Here is an 18,362-nt window from a genome sequence, read left to right on the forward strand (position 1 = left end):
AGTCAGGTAACAGAAATGGCAGAAGATAAGGCAAGAAAGCTGATAGCCAATAATAAAAAGGCTTATCACGACTATTTTATCGAAGAGAAATACGAGGCTGGAATTGAGCTGTTTGGCACTGAGGTTAAGTCTATGCGCCAGGGTAAATGCAGTATCAAGGAGTCCTGGATCAGCATCGACAAGGGAGAGGCCTTTATCATGGGCATGAATATCAGTCCCTATGAAAAAGGCAATATTTTCAACAAGGATCCTTTGCGTGTTAAAAAGCTCCTTCTTCATAAGGCTGAGATCAGGAAGCTGGATCAGCAGAAGATGGTTCAGGGCTACACACTGGTTCCTCTTGAAGTATATTTCAAAAACGGCAGAGTTAAAGTGGAGATCGGTGTTGCACGTGGTAAAAAGCTCTATGACAAGCGTGCTGATATGGCCAAGAAGGACCAGCAGAGAGAGGCTCTCAGAGATTACAAGGTTAGTTTGAGATAATGAAAAACTAAACCTGAAGTATATTGAAATTTGCTCACTTAGGTTATATACTAAGTGAGCAATAAAACTTAATAAGGGTTAGTAAAGGTTTCGACAGGGATTTTGAAGCTGGAGAAGCTATCCGCAGGACGGTGCGTCAAACCTCAAATTAAAATTAAACGCTAACGATAATTTAGCATTTGCTGCCTAATGGCGGCTCGTCGACCTGAGTACACCTACATATTCAGCAATCGGCGTCAAAACTTGTAGGAAACGACATGGCTTAAGCTTTGCGGCTATGGTCGTATCATGAAGCTACTGATCTGTGTTGGTTGTTAATTTCCGGGGCAGTGAGGGAACAGGGGCTTAGAACCTCAGAATAATTAACTATGATAGTAGAAGGACAGGGGATGAATTTTTGGACGCGGGTTCGACTCCCGCCTAATCCAGCAGCGCTCAATCGCATGGTTGGGCGCTTTTTGTTTATAACGAGTCATGACTGTGTCATGTTAACTGTTAAATGGTCTTGCTAAAAGTAATAATCTGTTTTAAACTTTAATAATGCAGTTTATTAGATTAAAGTGAGAAAGTGAGCTTGTGAAGAATATGAGCGTCAGCAAAAAGAGAATTGTTGTTAAGGTAGGAACATCCACTATAACCAATGACAGTGGAAATATTGATATCAGAGCAATTGATCATTTATGCAGGGCTATAGCCGGAGTGGAGAACAAGGGTTATGATCTTGTGCTGGTTTCCTCAGGAGCCATTGCTGTGGGAGCCAACAAGATGAGACTTCCCCAGAAACCCCAGGAGATCAAGCTCAAGCAGGCTGCCGCAGCTGTGGGACAGACAGAGCTGATGCACCTGTATGACAAGCTTTTCGGAGAGTATAACAGAATGGTTGGTCAGATCCTTCTTGATAATGAGGATTTATCTGATCCTGCCAGAAGCGAGAACCTGAAAAATACCTTTGATGCGCTTTTGGAGAATCATATCATTCCAATTGTTAATGAGAACGACTCTGTAAGCCATACTGAGATCGAATCCGAGACCAAGCTCTTTTCTGATAATGATATGTTGTCTGCCTTGGTGGCGGTATTCTGCAATGCGAGTAAACTGATTATTTTCTCTGATATAGATGGACTCTATGATGGCAATCCCAACCAGGATCCCAATGCGAAGCTTATCAGTAGGGTAGAGGAGATTACAGATGAACTCAGGTCGGTGGCTTCAGGCTCCGGATCCAACAGAGGAACCGGCGGTATGATAACCAAGCTTCAGGCCGCAGAGCTTGCCACAAATCACGGCATAGATGTGCTTATAACCAATGGCAAGAATCCTGAGAAATTATATGACATCATAGAAAAGAAAAAAGTCGGAACATTATTTGTTGCCAGAAAAAACTAATCATAAAAGAAAAGGATGAATACATCGGTCTGATGTATTCATCCAATTTTTTAATTGAAAATATTTACGTCTTCTTTTTTCTCGTGATACTTATCATAGATCTGTGAGAGATAAGTCTTAACGATCTGGATATTGGCCATCTTGCGAAGGTCTGCATTGCCCATAAGTACGGCAATTTCATCTGCCAGAAGGAGCATGTTGTAGATCTTGAGCTTGAACTGATCTCTTGTGAGCTCCTCGATGTTGATTTCCATAAGAGGTGAGCCCAGCTTCATGGTAACATTCTCATCGGCGATGCCTGTCATGGCAATGTGTGTGTTGGCATCATAGTTAACGTAGATAATGAGCTTTTCCTTCTCGTGCTTCTTGAGAGTGATAGGAGTCTGGTGTGATGTCTCCATCCATTCATAAAGATCTGCCTCATCGGGGTTCATAAGGTACTTGGTAAGCTCTTCCTTATTCTTCTCGATGTACTGCATGTATTTGCTGGCGTTGGGGCCTGTGTAGGTCATCTCAACCTTGATGCCGTGCTCTGTCTTGACAAGACGGCACTTCTCGGCAACTTCTCTGATCTTTAAAGAAGTCTCTGTATTCCCGATCATCTTAAAAAGACCGGTATCTAATTCCTGTGTGAATTCCATTTTGCCTCCTTAATATAATAAACATGAAATGTTATATATCGAAAACTGTTTCAAAATCAGTTGATAGTATAGCATAAAGGGGGCAAAAATGATATACTATATTGAGTTTTGGATAGCATTTTTAAGTAAAAAATAAGTTTTGTTAACGGGGAAAACATGGCTTCAAATAGTAATAAAAGGGGTACCAAACCACGCAAAAGATCTTCATCATCAGGGAGGACTTCAAGGGCTAAGGCCGAGAGAGCAAGAATGGTGGATGAAGAATTCGATTATTCTTTAAAGAGCGAGATCATTACTATTGCGATGATCGCGCTTACTATTTTTCTGTTTTTATGCAATTTCAGAATCTGCGGCAAATTCGGCAATTTCCTAAGTGATATTTTATTCGGACTTTTTGGATTCACGGCTTATGCAGCACCGCTTGTGGCGCTGGGAGGCGTGCTTATCGGCATTGCCAATTTTGGATCCAGTGCTTCCGTCAGGAAAATAGCTTCCGGTGTTATTCTGTTCTTCTTGATAGGAATCATACTGGAACTCTTGACCGGCAGACCACAGAATGCTGAGAGCTACGATATCGCCGGTATTTACGGTGCTGCCAGAATGGCACACAACGGAGGAGGCTTTTTCTCCGGATCCCTGGCATATTTCTGTTACAAGTATCTTTCTCTGGCTGGAAGCCTTCTTCTGATTTTCCTGCTGGGTGTTGCCAGCCTTGTGGTGTTTACACAGCATTCCTTTGTGGGAGGAATCAAGAAACACGGAAGACGCATCATTGACAGAACAAGAGAAGAGGCTGATAACTACCGCGATTTTGCCCAGCGTCACAGAGAGAAGATGGAGGAGAGACGTGCTCAGATAGAAGAGGAGAGGCGCCTTGCCATCGAGCAGAAAGAGGATGAGAAGATCCTCCGCATGGAGAAGAAAGTCAGCGGAGTTATGATCGATACAGCTCTTGATAAAGAAGACAAGGAAGATTTCGAGGATGATGAGTTCGAGAAATGGGAAAAGGAAAGAGCTTCCAAGTCCTCTGATAAGACTAAGAGCGTATTTATTCCTGATGAGGAGATCCACGATGATATACACGAGATAGTGCTTAATAAGGGCATTGAAACAGATGTTGAGCCTGACGGACAGAGAGTACTTCGTACCGGGCCGGTTATTCACGGCATTGGCTATGATGACGACTACGCTGATGACACTGAGGATGATGAGACAGCAGATGAGGTCTTTGATGACTTCGAAGAGCCTCAGGAAGTACCGTCTAAGCCCCAGATCAAGGCAGTAAAGCCTGTAGCATCCCTTAAGACTGATTTTGAACAGGATATTCTTCCTGATGTTCCGATCCATGCTGAGGATATCGGTAACGGCATGAACGGAGATTATGTGATCCACGCTCAGGACCACATTTCAAGGAATCCCAATGCATCCTCCAAGATAGACGGAAGTGCACCTTCTTCCGCAACCCAGACAGCTCTTGCGGGAACCGCTGGGCCTCATACCACCAGCCCCGGAATGGAAGCGGAGATTGAGGAGCACAAGAGGAAGATTCCCAAGAAATATGTATTCCCGCCCATTTCTCTTCTCGAGAAGGGCACCAAGAATAAAAATTCTGACTCAGCAAGACAGCTCAAAGAAACAGCTCTGAAGCTCCAGGAGACCCTGAAGACCTTCGGTGTCAATGTTACAGTGACAGACATCAGTCAGGGACCTGCTGTTACAAGATTTGAACTTCAGCCTGAGGCCGGTGTCAGAGTCAACAAGATCGTGGGTCTGGCAGATGATATCAAGATGAACCTTGCAGCCAAGGATATTCGTATCGAGGCACCTATTCCCGGCAAGGCCGCCGTTGGAATCGAGGTTCCCAACAAGGAAAATACTGCAGTTGCCTTCAGAGACCTTATAGAATCACCGGAATTCAAAAACTTCGATTCAAGGCTTGCATTTGCAGTAGGCAAGGATATTGCGGGGAAGACCGTTGTTACAGATATTGCCAAGATGCCCCACCTGCTTATTGCCGGTGCCACAGGTTCCGGTAAATCTGTTTGTATCAACACTATCATCATGAGCCTTATCTACAAGGCCAAGCCTGAAGAGGTTCAGATGATCATGATTGATCCTAAGATTGTAGAGCTTTCTGTATATAACGGAATCCCTCATCTTATGATTCCTGTTGTGACAGATCCCAAGAAGGCTGCTGCAGCGCTGAACTGGGCTGTTGCCGAGATGACCAACAGATATAAGAAATTCGCAGATTGCGGCGTAAGAGATCTTAAGGGCTATAACAAGATAGCTGAGAGCAGTGATGATCCCAATATGACTGTTCTTCCTCAGATTGTTGTCATTGTTGACGAGTTGGCGGATCTTATGATGGTATCAGCCAATGAAGTTGAGGATGCTATCTGCAGACTTACCCAGCTGGCAAGAGCAGCGGGCATCCATCTTATCATTGCTACCCAGAGACCTTCAGTTGACGTTATTACAGGTCTTATTAAGGCCAATATGCCAAGCCGTGTTGCTTTTGCGGTTTCCAGCGGTGTTGATTCAAGAACAATTCTCGATATCAATGGAGCTGAGAAGCTTCTCGGTAAGGGTGATATGCTCTTTTACCCACAGGGTTATACCAAACCTGCCCGTGTACAGGGCGCTTTTGTTTCAGATAAAGAGGTTCAGGCAGTCACTGATTTCCTTAGAAATCAGAAACTTGATGTCTCCTATGGTGAGGACGTTGAAAAGCAGATCAACAGTATGCAGATCTCATCCGGATCTTCCTCCTCATCCTCTCAGGATTCAGGCTCAGAGCTTGACGAATATTTCGTTCAGGCAGCAAATATAATCATTGAAAAAGACAAGGCTTCAATCGGAATGCTTCAGAGAGTCTTCAAGATTGGCTTTAACAGAGCGGCGAGAATCATGGATCAGCTCTGTGAGGCCGGAGTCGTGGGGGACGAGGAAGGTACCAAGCCAAGGAAGATTCTTATGACTAAGGCAGAATTCGATGCTTATATGAATGGCACTGAGTCAGATGTAGTTTAAATTTTTGGGAGAGTAAAAGCGGCTTACTGGCTGCGGAAATGGAGAGACCTATGGCTGTAAAAAGTGATATCGAGATCGCTCAGGAAGCGAAAATGCTGCACATCAGAGATGTTGCCGCAAAGGTTGGAATCGTTGAGGATGACCTTGAGTATTATGGCAGGTATAAGGCCAAACTTACAGAAGAATACCTTGCTAAAGCTGAAGGCAGTAAGAAAGGCAAGCTGATTCTTGTTACTGCAATTAACCCCACTCCCGCGGGAGAAGGAAAAACTACCACCAGTATAGGACTGGGAGATGCCATGAACAGACTTGGTTATAAGACTGTTCTTGCTCTCAGAGAGCCATCTCTGGGACCTTGTTTTGGAATTAAGGGAGGTGCCTGCGGCGGCGGATATGCCCAGGTTGTTCCCATGGAAGATATCAATCTTCATTTTACAGGTGATTTTCACGCTATCACTTCAGCTACTAACTTACTGGCTGCTCTTTTGGACAATCATATCCAGCAGGGAAATGAGTTGGAAATTGATACAAGACAGGTTATCTGGAAGAGAGCTGAGGATATGAATGACAGAGCTCTCAGAAATATCGTTGTAGGTCTTGGAGCCAAGGCTGACGGTGTTCCCAGAGAGGACCATTTTGTTATTACTGTAGCAACAGAGACCATGGCTATCTTATGTCTCGCCAAGGATATGAAGGATCTCAAGGAGAGACTTGGTAAGATTATCGTAGCTTATACAAGAGACGGAAAGCCTGTTACAGCCAAGGATCTTAACGCTGTTGGAGCTATGGCGGCTCTTCTCAAGGACGCCATCAAGCCCAATCTTGTTCAGACTCTTGAGAACAACCCTGTTCTTATTCACGGCGGTCCTTTTGCCAATATTGCCCATGGCTGCAACTCAGTCAGAGCAACCAGGCTTGCCATGGGAATGGGTGACTATTGTGTTACTGAGGCCGGCTTCGGTGCAGACCTTGGTGCAGAGAAGTTCTTTGATATCAAATGCAGAATGGCAGGACTTAAGCCTGACGCAGTTGTTCTTGTGGCTACCATCAGAGCTCTTAAATATAACGGCGGTGTGCCTAAGAATGATCTTGGAACCGAGAATCTTGATGCTCTCAAGAAGGGTATCGTCAACCTTGAGAAGCACATTGAAAATATTCAGAAATACGGTGTTCCCGTTGTGGTTACACTTAACTCCTTCCTTACAGATACAGAGGCAGAAACTGAGTATGTAAGACAGTTCTGCGAAGAGAGAGACTGCAAGTTCGCACTTTCCGAAGTATGGGCTAAGGGCGGCGAAGGCGGAGAAGCCCTTGCAAAAGAGGTTATCGCAACCCTTGAGACCAAGGAGAGCCATTTTGCTCCTATCTATCCCGATGATCTTTCTCTTAAGGATAAGATCACCACAGTTGCCAAGGAGATTTATGGTGCTGACGGCGTTCAGTTCGCAGGATCAGCTATTAAGCAGTTGGCCAAGATAGAAGAGATGGGCTTTGGCAATCTTCCTGTATGTATGGCCAAGACCCAGTACTCACTTTCTGATGATCCCACACTTCTTGGAAGACCAAGAGATTATAATATTCAGGTTCGTGAGGTTTATGTTTCTGCAGGTGCAGGCTTTGTAGTTGCACTTACAGGCGCCATTATGACTATGCCCGGACTTCCGAAGACACCTGCCGCATTCGGAATTGACGTAAATGATGAAGGCAAAATAACAGGTTTGTTCTAAATGGAGGAAAAATGAGCGCACAGTTAATTGACGGAAAAGCTATTTCACAGCAGATCAAGGATGAACTTAAGGAGAAAACAGCTCTTTTAAAGGAGCAGGGTACAGAAGTAACTCTCGCTGTTATCCTGGTGGGAGAGGATCCTGCTTCACAGGTTTATGTACGCAATAAGAAAAGAGCCTGCGAATATATCGGATTTAACTCTCTTTCCTATGAACTTCCTGCTGAGACCACACAGGAAGAACTGCTTAAACTTATAGATGAACTTAATCACAAGGAAGACGTGGACGGAATTCTTGTTCAGATGCCTCTTCCAAAGCATATTGATGAAAAGACTGTCATCGATGCCATTGACCCCACCAAGGATGTGGACGGTTTCCATCCTATGAATGTAGGTGCTCTTTGCATTGGGGAGGAGGGCTTTGTTTCCTGTACTCCCGCCGGTGTTATCCAGCTTCTTAAGCGCGGATGCAAGGATCTTGATATCTCCGGAAAAGAGTGTGTCATTGTGGGAAGATCCAATATCGTAGGAAAGCCCATGGCGCTTCTTATGCTCAGAGAGAATGCAACAGTTACCGTGGCACATTCAAGAACCGCAGATCTCAAGGAGGTTTGCAAGAGAGCGGATATTCTTATAGCCGCTGTAGGTAAGGCCAAGATGATAAAGGGCGATTACATCAAAGAAGGCGCTGTTGTAATCGATGTAGGAATCAATAGAAACGAAGAAGGTAAGCTCTGCGGAGACGTGGATTTTGAAGCTGCAAAAGAGGTTGCCGGCTATATAACACCGGTTCCCGGCGGCGTAGGACCCATGACTATCGCTATGCTTATGAATAACTGCTATGAAGCTGCCATTATGCATTCTAAGAGGAAATGATATCAGATGAAATGTCCTAATTGCGGACTGGAAATCCCTGAAGGGCACATGTACTGCGACAGCTGTGGTACGGAGATTAACTTTGTCCCGGATTTCGAGCCGGAAGTTGAAAATGAAATAAATGCCACACTCTCGGGAGTTGCAGAGGAGCTTAACAAGGAAGAGCGTTTAAAGAAAGAGAAGCAGGAAAAGAAAGAAGCTTTTCTGAAGAATCTTTTGGACAAACGGGCTTACTTTTATGTGGTTATCTGCGTTGTTGTCCTTATAATTGCAGGTGTGTTCGCATATGGATTCTTTAATCAGGGATCTTCGGCGAAATATCTCAAGGCTGCTGAAAATGCCAGGAATTCAGGCAATCTTGATACAGCCATAGATTATCTGACACAGGGGAATGCTGAGAACCCAACCAATTCAGATATTATCTTCAGATTATCAGATTATTATCTTGAGAAGCAGGATGTTGAGAAAGCAGTTGGGACCTTGGAACTTATTACCAATTCAGCTCTTTTTCCTGAAGATAAGATAGTAAATGCCTACGAGAGCATCATTTCCATCTATAAGGAAAATGGCATGGCCGCTAAGATCACTGAACTCTTTGAGGGCAATGAGGATCCTCTTGTTCAGCAGCTCAAGGATAAGTATATTCCTCATTCTCCGGTAATGACTCCGGCAGGAGGCAGCTTTGACGACAGTGTGTCCATATCTGTGTTTATGAATGACGGATCCGCCAATAGGATCTATTACACCGTAAACGGACAGAATCCCGACGCCGACAGTATTCTCTATGAAAATGAGATCATTCTTGATATCGAGGGTGAATATACTATCAAGACTGTGTCTGTCAATGATTATGGCATTGCCAGTGCTGTTATCGAGAATAAATACGTTATCCAGAGAGGAAAGCCCAGAGATCCCGATATCATGGAGCCCAGCGGCGAGTACAATCAGAACACCATGATCGTTGCGGTGTGCGATGCGGGACTGACTATTTTTTATACTACTGACGGCTCCGATCCTACCATGGAAGAGGGAATACAGTATGTTTCTCCTATTACCATGCCTGTAGGCACCTCACATTTCAGGTTTGCAGCCTTTGATGCGGAGGGCAACAGCAGTGATATAGTCGACAGGGATTATCATCTTGTATATACAAGACTTGTTTCCACTGAACAGGCTGTAAATATGCTGGTAAATACTCTTGTAAGGCTTGATATTCTGCTTGATACAAGCGGCAAGGTAAGAGGTCAGGAAGGCCACAACGAGTATATTTATACATCCGACATTGAGATAGAGGGTGCCGGTGAATACTATATGGTAGTGGAGAATCATGTTTTGAATGACGGAGCTACCATTCCTACCGGACTTATCTACGCGGTAAACACCCATGACGGAACCGTAAACAGGCTTGGATATGACTCCAGCGGGAAGTATACACTGATAACTATTTCAAATAGATAAATGGGAATCTATTTGATCAGTGTTTACTATAAAAAATATAATAAGAGGGAAGAAAAAGTATGTGGAAAAAGTTAATTGCGGTCTTTTTATGCATGTGCATGCTATCTGAGGCATGCACTATTTCCGTGTCTGCATCTAACGACATGGAAGTCTTATCGGAAAGTCAGATATCTTCTGATTCCGATGTTCAGGAATCAGAATGGTCGCAGGCTTCTCTGCAAGATCAGCTCTATGATGAACAAACTGAGATTGAACCTGAAATTGAGGGAAGTGCTGATGCAATCTCAGAAGATGAGAGTTTAACAGAAAATGATGTGAATCAGCCTTCCGGAGATGGAAATTCTTCAAATGATCCTGATGGTCAGCATGAAGAAGCTCTTGTTTCAGAAGGAGATGTAGCTAACAGTGAAAAGGACGTTTACACATTATCATTTGATGCTAATACAGCTACAAATGAAGTTGTGTCTGTTCCTGATGCATTAACTGCAAAATCCGGGGAATATTTCTATATACCTGATGAGTCCCCATCTCTTTCAGGCTATACATTTTATTCCTGGAATACTGATAAGGATGAAAAAGGCTATTACTATTATCCGGGAGATGCTATAAAGGCTAATAGTGATATTACTCTTTATGCTATCTGGTTTGATAATAGTTTGATCATTGAAGATTATCAGGCGACTGATGATATGGATGATTGCTGTGATGAATCTGACGCAGAATATTTTGACGAATTTGAGGACTTAAGTCCTGCCAGAAAACAAGCTTTAAAACAGGAAGTCAATTGGGGAAATACTATAATCGATAAGCGATTAAAATTACTTATTGATAGACTTGATAATAAATACTTTAGTTATAATGAATTTGGCTGCACCAAGCATAATCAGTATATCAATGGAAAATGGAATGGAAATGGGTGTACTGATTGTACTATTAAAAGGGTTTTGCAGGCAGAATGGTTCCAAAACCTTATGGGTAAGTTGAACTGTAATAATTGTCCTAATAATCAAAGTTGTTATGCGTTTGCCAATTTTGCACAATGGTATCTCTTTAGTGAGTGTCAATCTTATGATTTGAAGACTGATAAAAGTTATATTCATGTTAATTATAATGATTTTTCTAAATACGTTAAAAGAGGGGATCGAATACTAGAATATAAAGACGGTGGTAAACATCAATATGTTGTTGTAGAAGTTAGGAAAAACGATATTGTGATACTTCATGCAAATGTTGATGAGAAAAGTGGTATTCGTTTCGGAACAAGAAAATATAATGGTAGATACGCGGAATTATACCATGCCAAAAATTATGACGAATATAACAAACCTGCTTGTAAGCATGAAGGAACTGAATATTACAGTAAGGGATATTGCAGTGAATGTGGAACTTTAATGCCAAACAGGAATAATAACCCCTCATTCAGGACGGGATATTATAGAAAAAAGATTCTTGCCAATGCGGATATGTTTTCAATTCCTGCTGAGGTTGGCAGCCATAGAATTCTGACAATTGGAACTTTGCTCCCAACAATTGAAGTGATTGGGGCTGTAGAAAATGGTGTTGGTCAGCTTTGGTATAGAGTGCGTTTTGAGAATCAGGAAGGCTATGTTCAAGCGGATAAGTTTGCTTTTGTAATTGAACTTCCCAGAACAGTAGTCGGCGGTGTTTATATGCAGAGTGCATCTATCAATCAGGGACAAAGCTGTAATGTTCTTGGTGAGCTTAGAGCAATCAACTGTAATATCAGCAAGATAAACTATTGTTTTGTTGATGCTAACGGCGCTACTCTTCAGAACGGAAGTGTAAGTGTAAATGCAAAAACTTATTCTATAAAAAGAAGTAAGGTAGATAATAATCTCGTATGCAACAGGTTATCTCCGGGAAGTTATAAAGTAAGGCTTGTTGTTTACAATGACAGTGGTAATTCATACAAATTTGAGTCCGGCACATTTACCGTTAACAGTAAAAGCAAGCCGATTACTGTAGCACAGCCTACTATAAGCGATGGTGCTATTTCTGCTTATATCGGAGGTGCCAGATATAGAATTTCACAGAATTCCGGAGGCGCAGTTTTATACTATAGTACTGATAATGGTAAAAACTATGCCCAGACAGGTGCTTCTTACGTCGATTTTGATGTAAATCAGACTTGTACAGTATATGCATACTCAAAGATTGGAAATGTTGTTTCAGGTACTGTTTCCAAGACAATTTATGTTAATAAAATTCCGGCACCGTCAATAAATGTAGATCAGAATGCGGATGGAAGCCTTATTTCCATTGGCTCTGAGAATGGCGCTGAGATTTATTACCGAATAGATAATGGCGCATTGACTCGTTACTATGGTGCATTCAGTGTAACATCCAATTGCAGCATTTCTTCTTATGCTCAGAAAAATGGATGCATAACCAGTGATGTAGCTACTCGCAGCGTAACAGTAAGTGCTCCGGAAGCTCCACGAATCTACTTAAATACAAAAAGTGATATTGCGAAGGAAGATGCTGTTTCTCTTTATTGGGGAAAAGATAATAAAGCAGGTTCCTATGAAGTCTTTGTTTATTACGAAAATGAATTATATAAGACAGAGACCTGTACAAAGAACCAGTATTCTTTCATTGCTGATAAGAGTGGAAAATACAAAATTGAAGTAAAAGCGAAGAATAAGATCGGCGAAAGTCCGGTTTCCAATTATGTTGAGGCGACAGCTCATGAGCCTCTTACTGTAAGATTTGTTGATCATGATGATACTCTGATCTCAGAACAGATCGTAAAGTATGGCCGTGATGCAGTAAGGCCAATGACCCCTCATAGAAGAGGCTATACTTTCTCAGGATGGAACGGTGGTTATACCAACGTTATAAAAGATGAGACTATAAAAGCTGAGTATGACATCAATATCTATACTGTTAAATTCTATGATATTGATGGTATGACTTTGCTTGGTACACAGAGCATAACCTTTAATGAACCCATTGATTCTGAACCGATGGAGCAGAAGGTTAACCTTGTAAATGGCGGAAGAGGATTTGCCGGTTGGAATATCTTCTACACCAAAGAAGATGACAGTGTTCAGGACCTTGAGCACGTTGATTCCGACATGAAGGTAAGAGCATCTACTGCATGGAGAAATCAGGATCTTCCTGTATTTATCGAGAATGTTGATGCTACCATAAGCTATGCAGCTGTTAGCAATGTTTTCAATGGTTACCATGTAAGCTGCAAGTTTAGTACTACTGATGTTAAAGATATTAAAGCTAAAGTTATAGTCAGCCTTCTTGCAAAGACAGAAGACGGAACCTATAAAATGGTTACTGCTAAGGCAGACAGCGTTCATTTTAATGCTGATTCCAGCTACTATACATGGAATACCGATATCACCTATGACGGTGTTAATAAAGCTGACAGAGTAGAAGTATCGCTTATGTCAATCGAAGGAACTGACAGGACCGGTGGCCTTATTGCAGAAACTAAGAGTGCAGCGATCTCTGACAGTGCATCCAAGTTTTGGAGTGAGTGGATGACCCTTGACGAGCTTAAAAAAGCAGGTCATTCAGCAAATGATGCAAACGTAGAGTCTAAGAAGCAGTACAGAGCCAGAACAAATACTAAAGTTACTGTTCAGACAAATTCTAAGACTCCTCCACAGGGATATACATTCCTCAGTGATGATTCTTACTGGACAGCATGGTCTTCCTGGAGCCCAACTGCAGTTAGCGGTTCTGCTACAAGAGAGGTTAAGACTACAACTGAAAGAGTATCCAGTGGTTATAACCAGTACAGATACGGTAAGTGGGTTTCCGGTAGTAATGCGCATTTCTGTCCTAATGAAGGAAAGAGCAGATACGGTGGAAGCTGGTCATTAAAGTATACAGACTGGAGCACAACCAGATATACAGCTGATAAGAGTGCAAATTGGGGCTATTGTTCTAATTTCTCTCATAATCATGTTGGTGGAAGAAGAGAAGGAAATAGAGATTATTGGACCCATTACACGATAAATGGCAGATCCTATTATTGGGAAGAGGCCCAGTGGATCGATACAAGCTATAATAGGACTCTTTATAGCTATAGAGATTATATTGCAAGATATACTCATTATAAGTGGAACGAAGGCCAATGGTCAGCGTGGGATGATGAAGTTCTTGCTGATAATGACTTGAATGATCGCAGCTATGAGGTTGAAAACAGAGATCTTTACAGATATGTGATCTATGATGCAAGCTCATTAGCTACTGATACAAAGGGAGTTAAGAGAACAGTAAGTGGCTCCCTCAATGAAAGTGCATTGGCTAATAAGAGTGCAAATATCATCGTTTACAAGTCCAAGAATACTGATCCTACCGAATCTCAATTAGAGTTTGTCGGATCAACGGTGCTTGGTGACAACGGAGATTATTCCTTCAGCTTTATTTCAAAAGAGGAACCGACAGCCAACACAGAAGATTTCATTGTAGCTCTTGCAGTAGAAGGAACAGACAATCTTATCAATGTAGACATGATAAGATATGACAGACCAAAGCATTCTGTAAGCTTTGAGGTTGATGGTAAGTTAATTGATAAACAGGAAGTGGCAGATGGTGAATCTGCGCAGATACCTGAGATGCCATCCAAGGAAGGCTATGTATTTACTGGATGGAACAGAAATACTACCTGCGTAGAGAATGATACAATCGCAGTTGCAAGATTCGTTCCTGAAACCAAGTGTGTTGCTTTTGTAGATTATCTGAATCAGAAGTGTACACTTGTAAGAACAAACTATGGTTCAAACCTTGTGATCCCTGAAGAGATCAGCAACCTTGAGTACGAAGGCTATGTATTCAAAGGATGGAACCTTCCTGAGGGTGAAATAACCGAAGACATTATTGTTGAAGCTAATTGGGAAGCCAAGAAATTCAAAGTTAATTTCTTCAATGATCAGGATGAGATCATTGAAACACAGGAAGTTGAAGCAGGAAAGAGCGCTACACTGCCTGATGCATTTGAGTGTTCAGATGGCCTCAAATTTATTGCATGGTCAAATGAATCAACATGGTGGAACGTTGACTCAGATATGGATGTATTCCCTATCCTTGCATATACAAACACCATTACAGCACCATCTGTTTCTGTATCTGATGCTGCAGAAAAAGAAAGATTGGTAGAATTAAAAGCTGAAGATGGAGTGACCATCTATTATACTTTGGATGGAAGTGATCCGGTTATTCCTGATACAGATGCGGAAGGTTCAGATCCTTTTGCAGGCAAACATTTAACTTCTTCCGAAGATAGTGATAACGCTACAGAATTCTGGACCGGAACAACATATAAGTATACTGAGCCACTTGACGCTGATACTTCACTTAATATCAGAGCTATTGCAGTTTCTGAGGATGGACAGGTCAGTGATATCTCAGAATTGTATTATGAATTCGAAGATGGTGAAGACGCCGTTTCCGAAGATGACATAATGGAAGTCTCAAGAAAGTACGTCAATGTTCCAAACGGTACGATCTTTAATGCTTCTGTATCTCTTGATGATATTCGAAATATCAGAAGCGCCGTATTTACCATTGCTCTTGATACTGAAGTTATGACTATGATCACTACAGACGAAGCAGAAGTAGGTATTGAAACCGGTGATGCTATTGGTGATAATGGCGAATTCTTTGTGGATTATTCAGATATTACCAAAGGAATCATTAAGGTTAAGTGGATCGGAAAAGAAAGCCTTGATACTACCGGCTGTCTGTTTAAGGTTAAATTGTATTCCGAAGGAGGAGCCGAGGATACTAATTATCCAATTACTCTGGGCTATATTCCTTTGCTTACCTTTAACGAAAATGGTGAGCCTGTATCCTTGAATGATGTACTTTCTTTAAGCATTGAAGGTAGCGGTGCAGAAGTTGAAGAGAAAGAAGATGATGTTCCTTTGGGAATAACTGTAGAGGATGTTTCCGAGCAGTTATATTCCGGAAGCGCTATTCAGCCTAAGCCTGTTATCAGAGATAATAAAAAGCTCCTTGTTGAAGGTCAGGATTATATACTTAGCTATATGAACAATGTAAGTGTATCAAGCTCTAATGATGATAATCCTCCAACAATTGTCATCAAGGGAATAGGAAATTATTCAGATACATTTACGGTAGAATTCGATATAATTCCTGCTTATATTTCAGGAATTGATGTAGAGTGCGAGGATTATGTCGTTACCGGCTACAACAAGAAGGTTCAGAAAGTAGTTCCTGTGCTTAAGTACAACGGAACTAAACTGAAGGCTAATAAGGACTTCGATGTAAGTTATCGAGATTCTTTTGGAAACGAAGTAACACCTAAAGAGGCAGGTGACTATATCATCGTTCTTACAGGTAAAGGAAACTTTGTTGGAGAAAGAACGGTAGACTTTAAGATCCATGCCGGTACCAACATCAGTAAAGCCAAGGTTGATCCTATTGCTAAGCAGGAGTATGCTGGATCTGCTATTGAGCCTGATGTAGTAGTTAAAGTAGGAAAACAGATACTCGAAAGAAATAAGGACTATACTCTTGAATATGTAAACAACATAAATGCCGGAGAAGCTTCTGTAATAATTACAGGTACCGGAAACTATTATGGCAAAGTGACTAAGAAGTTCAGCATTACCGGAATCCAAATGTCCAAGGCCTTAATAACTTACGATGGTACATACAGCTTTACAGGAAAGAACATCATGCCCAAGCCGGTTGTAAAGATCGGGGAGACAGTTCTTGAGGAAGGTGAAGACTATAAATTAAGCTATAGCAAGAATCGAGACTGTGGAACTGCTAAGTTTACTGTTGAGGGCATTGGAAAATACTATGGAAAGGTTACAAAAACCTTTAAGATAACCCCTGTAGTTATTGACCAGGATAGGATTTCCGTTGTTCTTTACGATTCAAAGGGCAATATTATGAGTTCCGATGCTGCCTTTGAATATGTAAAAGATGGAAATACACCTGCTGTTGATGTTATTGATCTTGATACCAACTATGTTCTTTCTAAGAATGTTGATTACACAATAAGCTATCAGAATAATGCCAATGTGACTAATTCTGATAAAAAAGCTATGGTAAACATCAAGGGAAAGAATAACTATAAAGGCAAATTATCAGTTGCATTTGTTATAGTTTCAAAGAGTATCAATAATACTAATATCGAATTAAGCGACAGACCTTATCAGACAAAGGTAAATGCTTATAAGTCTACACCTGTGATCAGAGATAGCAACAACAAGAAACTCGTTGCAGGTAAGGACTATGATAAGAATATTGTTTATACCTACAAGAATGATACTGTTATAAACGGCAATGTGACCAGACTGGCAGGAGCACCTGTAGAAAAGAACGATATTCTGCCTGTTGGAACTGTAGTTGAAGCAACAATCACCGGATTAGGCAATTATGCTAATTCCACAGCAACAAGAGAGTACAGGATTTCCAAATGCAATCTTAGTGTAGCGTCTGTTGCAGCTAAAAACATGACATACACAGGTAAGGAAATAACTCTTGATCCTACCAAGGATGAGCTCAGGGTAGTTGTTAAAGGTAAGAAATTAACCTACGGTACTGATTATGAAATCGTTGGATATACCAACAATATTAATAAGGGAACAGCAACCGTGACTATCAGAGGAATTGGTGCCTACGGTGGACAAAAGACCGCTGAGTTTAAGATTGGTACAAGAAAATTCCTGTGGTGGATAGTGTAATGATGAATGACTATTTATTCATTCCTCACAATTTCCAACAGTCAATTTTGTGCAAAAGTTTAGCGCTGTAATGATTTAAAGAAATAAAGATTGAATTTTTATAAGCCATCATTTAATATGAAAAAAGTATAAATATTTAGGAGGATGACTATGTTCAAGATTTTAGAGGCAAACGAGCTTACTACGAACATTTTCCAGATGATCGTTGAAGCTCCGCGTGTGGCAAGTGCGTGTTTACCCGGACAGTTCCTTATTATCCGTGTAGACGAGGATGGGGAGAGGATTCCACTTACTATTTGCGACTATGACAGGGAAAAAGGAACTGTAGAAATCGTTGTTCAGGCCATCGGCGCTGAGACTTATGAGCTGTCCAAGCTCAAGGCCGGCGATGAGATTGCAGATGTTGTTGGACCTTTGGGTAAGCCATCAGACCTCTGCGAAGAGAGCATAGAAGATCTCAAGAAAAAGAAGATCGTATTTATCGCAGGTGGTGTTGGAACAGCACCAGTATATCCTCAGGCTAAATGGCTTAAAGAGCACGGAGTTGACTGTGACGTTATCATCGGTGCCAAGACAAAGGATCTCGTAATCATGGAGGACAGATTTAAATCAGTTTGTAACCTTCATATCACAACAGACGATGGTTCCTATGGCAGAAGCGGTATGGTAACCAAGGCTCTCCAGGATCTCTGGGATGAGGGCAACAAGTATGATCACTGCGTAGCGATCGGACCTATGATCATGATGAAATTTGTATGCAAGCTTACACAGGAGCTTGGCATCCACACAATCGTTAGTATGAACCCTATAATGGTAGACGGAACCGGAATGTGCGGTGCTTGCCGTCTTACAGTTGACGGACAGGTAAAATTTGCCTGCGTAGACGGACCTGAGTTCGACGGACACAAGGTTGACTTTGATCAGGCTATGAACCGTATGAAGCTGTACAAGACAGAAGAAGGAAGACTCTATCTCAAGGCACAGGAAGGCAAGACACACCACGGCGGCTGTGGCAATTGCAATGATTAATCGGTAACGTCAATAATACTATAGAAA

9 protein-coding genes and 1 other RNA gene are annotated in these 18,362 nt (G+C 41.8%); 9 read left to right on the top strand and 1 reads right to left on the bottom strand.

The features are described 5' to 3' along the window. Positions 1–15 precede the first annotated feature (15 nt). From smpB to proB, 3 genes are all read left to right on the top strand, one after another. Positions 16–483: an SsrA-binding protein SmpB gene (gene smpB, locus T359_RS0100275; RefSeq protein WP_026515726.1), complete on the top strand. Its 468-nt coding sequence runs from the start codon at positions 16–18 to the stop codon at positions 481–483. Positions 484–558: 75 nt separating this feature from the next. Then, positions 559–914, top strand: a transfer-messenger RNA (tmRNA) gene (ssrA, locus tag T359_RS21990). 154 nt (positions 915–1,068) lie between these two features. Beyond that, complete coding sequence (gene proB / locus T359_RS0100280; RefSeq protein WP_026515727.1) at positions 1,069–1,869, top strand: glutamate 5-kinase; 801 nt, start codon at positions 1,069–1,071, stop codon at positions 1,867–1,869. A gap of 50 nt (positions 1,870–1,919) precedes the next feature. Here the strand turns inward: proB and T359_RS0100285 are convergent, their stop codons facing one another. Continuing rightward, a complete protein-coding gene (locus tag T359_RS0100285) occupies positions 1,920–2,510 on the bottom strand; it encodes a hypothetical protein (RefSeq protein WP_026515728.1) in 591 nt (196 codons plus the stop codon). Positions 2,511–2,666: 156 nt separating this feature from the next. Between T359_RS0100285 and T359_RS0100290 the strand changes: the two genes are divergently transcribed. The 6 genes from T359_RS0100290 (at position 2,667) to T359_RS0100315 (ending at position 18,335) form a co-directional block, all read left to right on the top strand. Continuing rightward, a complete protein-coding gene (locus T359_RS0100290) occupies positions 2,667–5,543 on the top strand; it encodes an FtsK/SpoIIIE family DNA translocase (protein WP_026515729.1) in 2,877 nt (958 codons plus the stop codon). 50 nt (positions 5,544–5,593) lie between these two features. Next, complete coding sequence (locus tag T359_RS0100295) at positions 5,594–7,270, top strand: formate--tetrahydrofolate ligase (RefSeq protein ID WP_026515730.1); 1,677 nt, start codon at positions 5,594–5,596, stop codon at positions 7,268–7,270. An 11-nt stretch (positions 7,271–7,281) separates the two neighbouring features. After that, positions 7,282–8,145, top strand: coding sequence for a bifunctional methylenetetrahydrofolate dehydrogenase/methenyltetrahydrofolate cyclohydrolase FolD (folD, locus tag T359_RS0100300; RefSeq protein WP_026515731.1), 864 nt, complete (start codon positions 7,282–7,284; stop codon positions 8,143–8,145). 6 nt (positions 8,146–8,151) lie between these two features. Then, a complete protein-coding gene (locus tag T359_RS0100305) occupies positions 8,152–9,603 on the top strand; it encodes a chitobiase/beta-hexosaminidase C-terminal domain-containing protein (RefSeq protein WP_026515732.1) in 1,452 nt (483 codons plus the stop codon). 59 nt (positions 9,604–9,662) lie between these two features. Next, positions 9,663–17,306, top strand: a complete 7,644-nt coding sequence (locus T359_RS0100310) for an InlB B-repeat-containing protein (protein ID WP_081795276.1) — start codon at positions 9,663–9,665, stop codon at positions 17,304–17,306. Positions 17,307–17,456: 150 nt separating this feature from the next. Next, the gene (locus tag T359_RS0100315; protein WP_026515734.1) at positions 17,457–18,335 is read left to right on the top strand and encodes a sulfide/dihydroorotate dehydrogenase-like FAD/NAD-binding protein; all 879 of its coding nucleotides are present in this window, start codon (positions 17,457–17,459) and stop codon (positions 18,333–18,335) included. The last annotated feature ends 27 nt before the right edge of the window (positions 18,336–18,362 follow it).

This window comes from Butyrivibrio sp. MC2021 (assembly GCF_000621605.1).
Taxonomy (GTDB): Bacteria; Bacillota; Clostridia; order Lachnospirales; family Lachnospiraceae; genus Butyrivibrio.

Excerpts from the sequence above, each read along its gene's own strand:
- smpB (WP_026515726.1), top strand. The coding sequence starts at position 16 with ATGGCAGAAGATAAGGCAAGAAAGCTGATAGCCAATAATAAAAAGGCT.
- proB (WP_026515727.1), top strand. The coding sequence starts at position 1,069 with ATGAGCGTCAGCAAAAAGAGAATTGTTGTTAAGGTAGGAACATCCACT.
- T359_RS0100285 (WP_026515728.1), bottom strand. The coding sequence starts at position 2,510 with ATGGAATTCACACAGGAATTAGATACCGGTCTTTTTAAGATGATCGGG.
- T359_RS0100290 (WP_026515729.1), top strand. The coding sequence starts at position 2,667 with ATGGCTTCAAATAGTAATAAAAGGGGTACCAAACCACGCAAAAGATCT.
- T359_RS0100295 (WP_026515730.1), top strand. The coding sequence starts at position 5,594 with ATGGCTGTAAAAAGTGATATCGAGATCGCTCAGGAAGCGAAAATGCTG.
- folD (WP_026515731.1), top strand. The coding sequence starts at position 7,282 with ATGAGCGCACAGTTAATTGACGGAAAAGCTATTTCACAGCAGATCAAG.
- T359_RS0100305 (WP_026515732.1), top strand. The coding sequence starts at position 8,152 with ATGAAATGTCCTAATTGCGGACTGGAAATCCCTGAAGGGCACATGTAC.
- T359_RS0100310 (WP_081795276.1), top strand. The coding sequence starts at position 9,663 with ATGTGGAAAAAGTTAATTGCGGTCTTTTTATGCATGTGCATGCTATCT.
- T359_RS0100315 (WP_026515734.1), top strand. The coding sequence starts at position 17,457 with ATGTTCAAGATTTTAGAGGCAAACGAGCTTACTACGAACATTTTCCAG.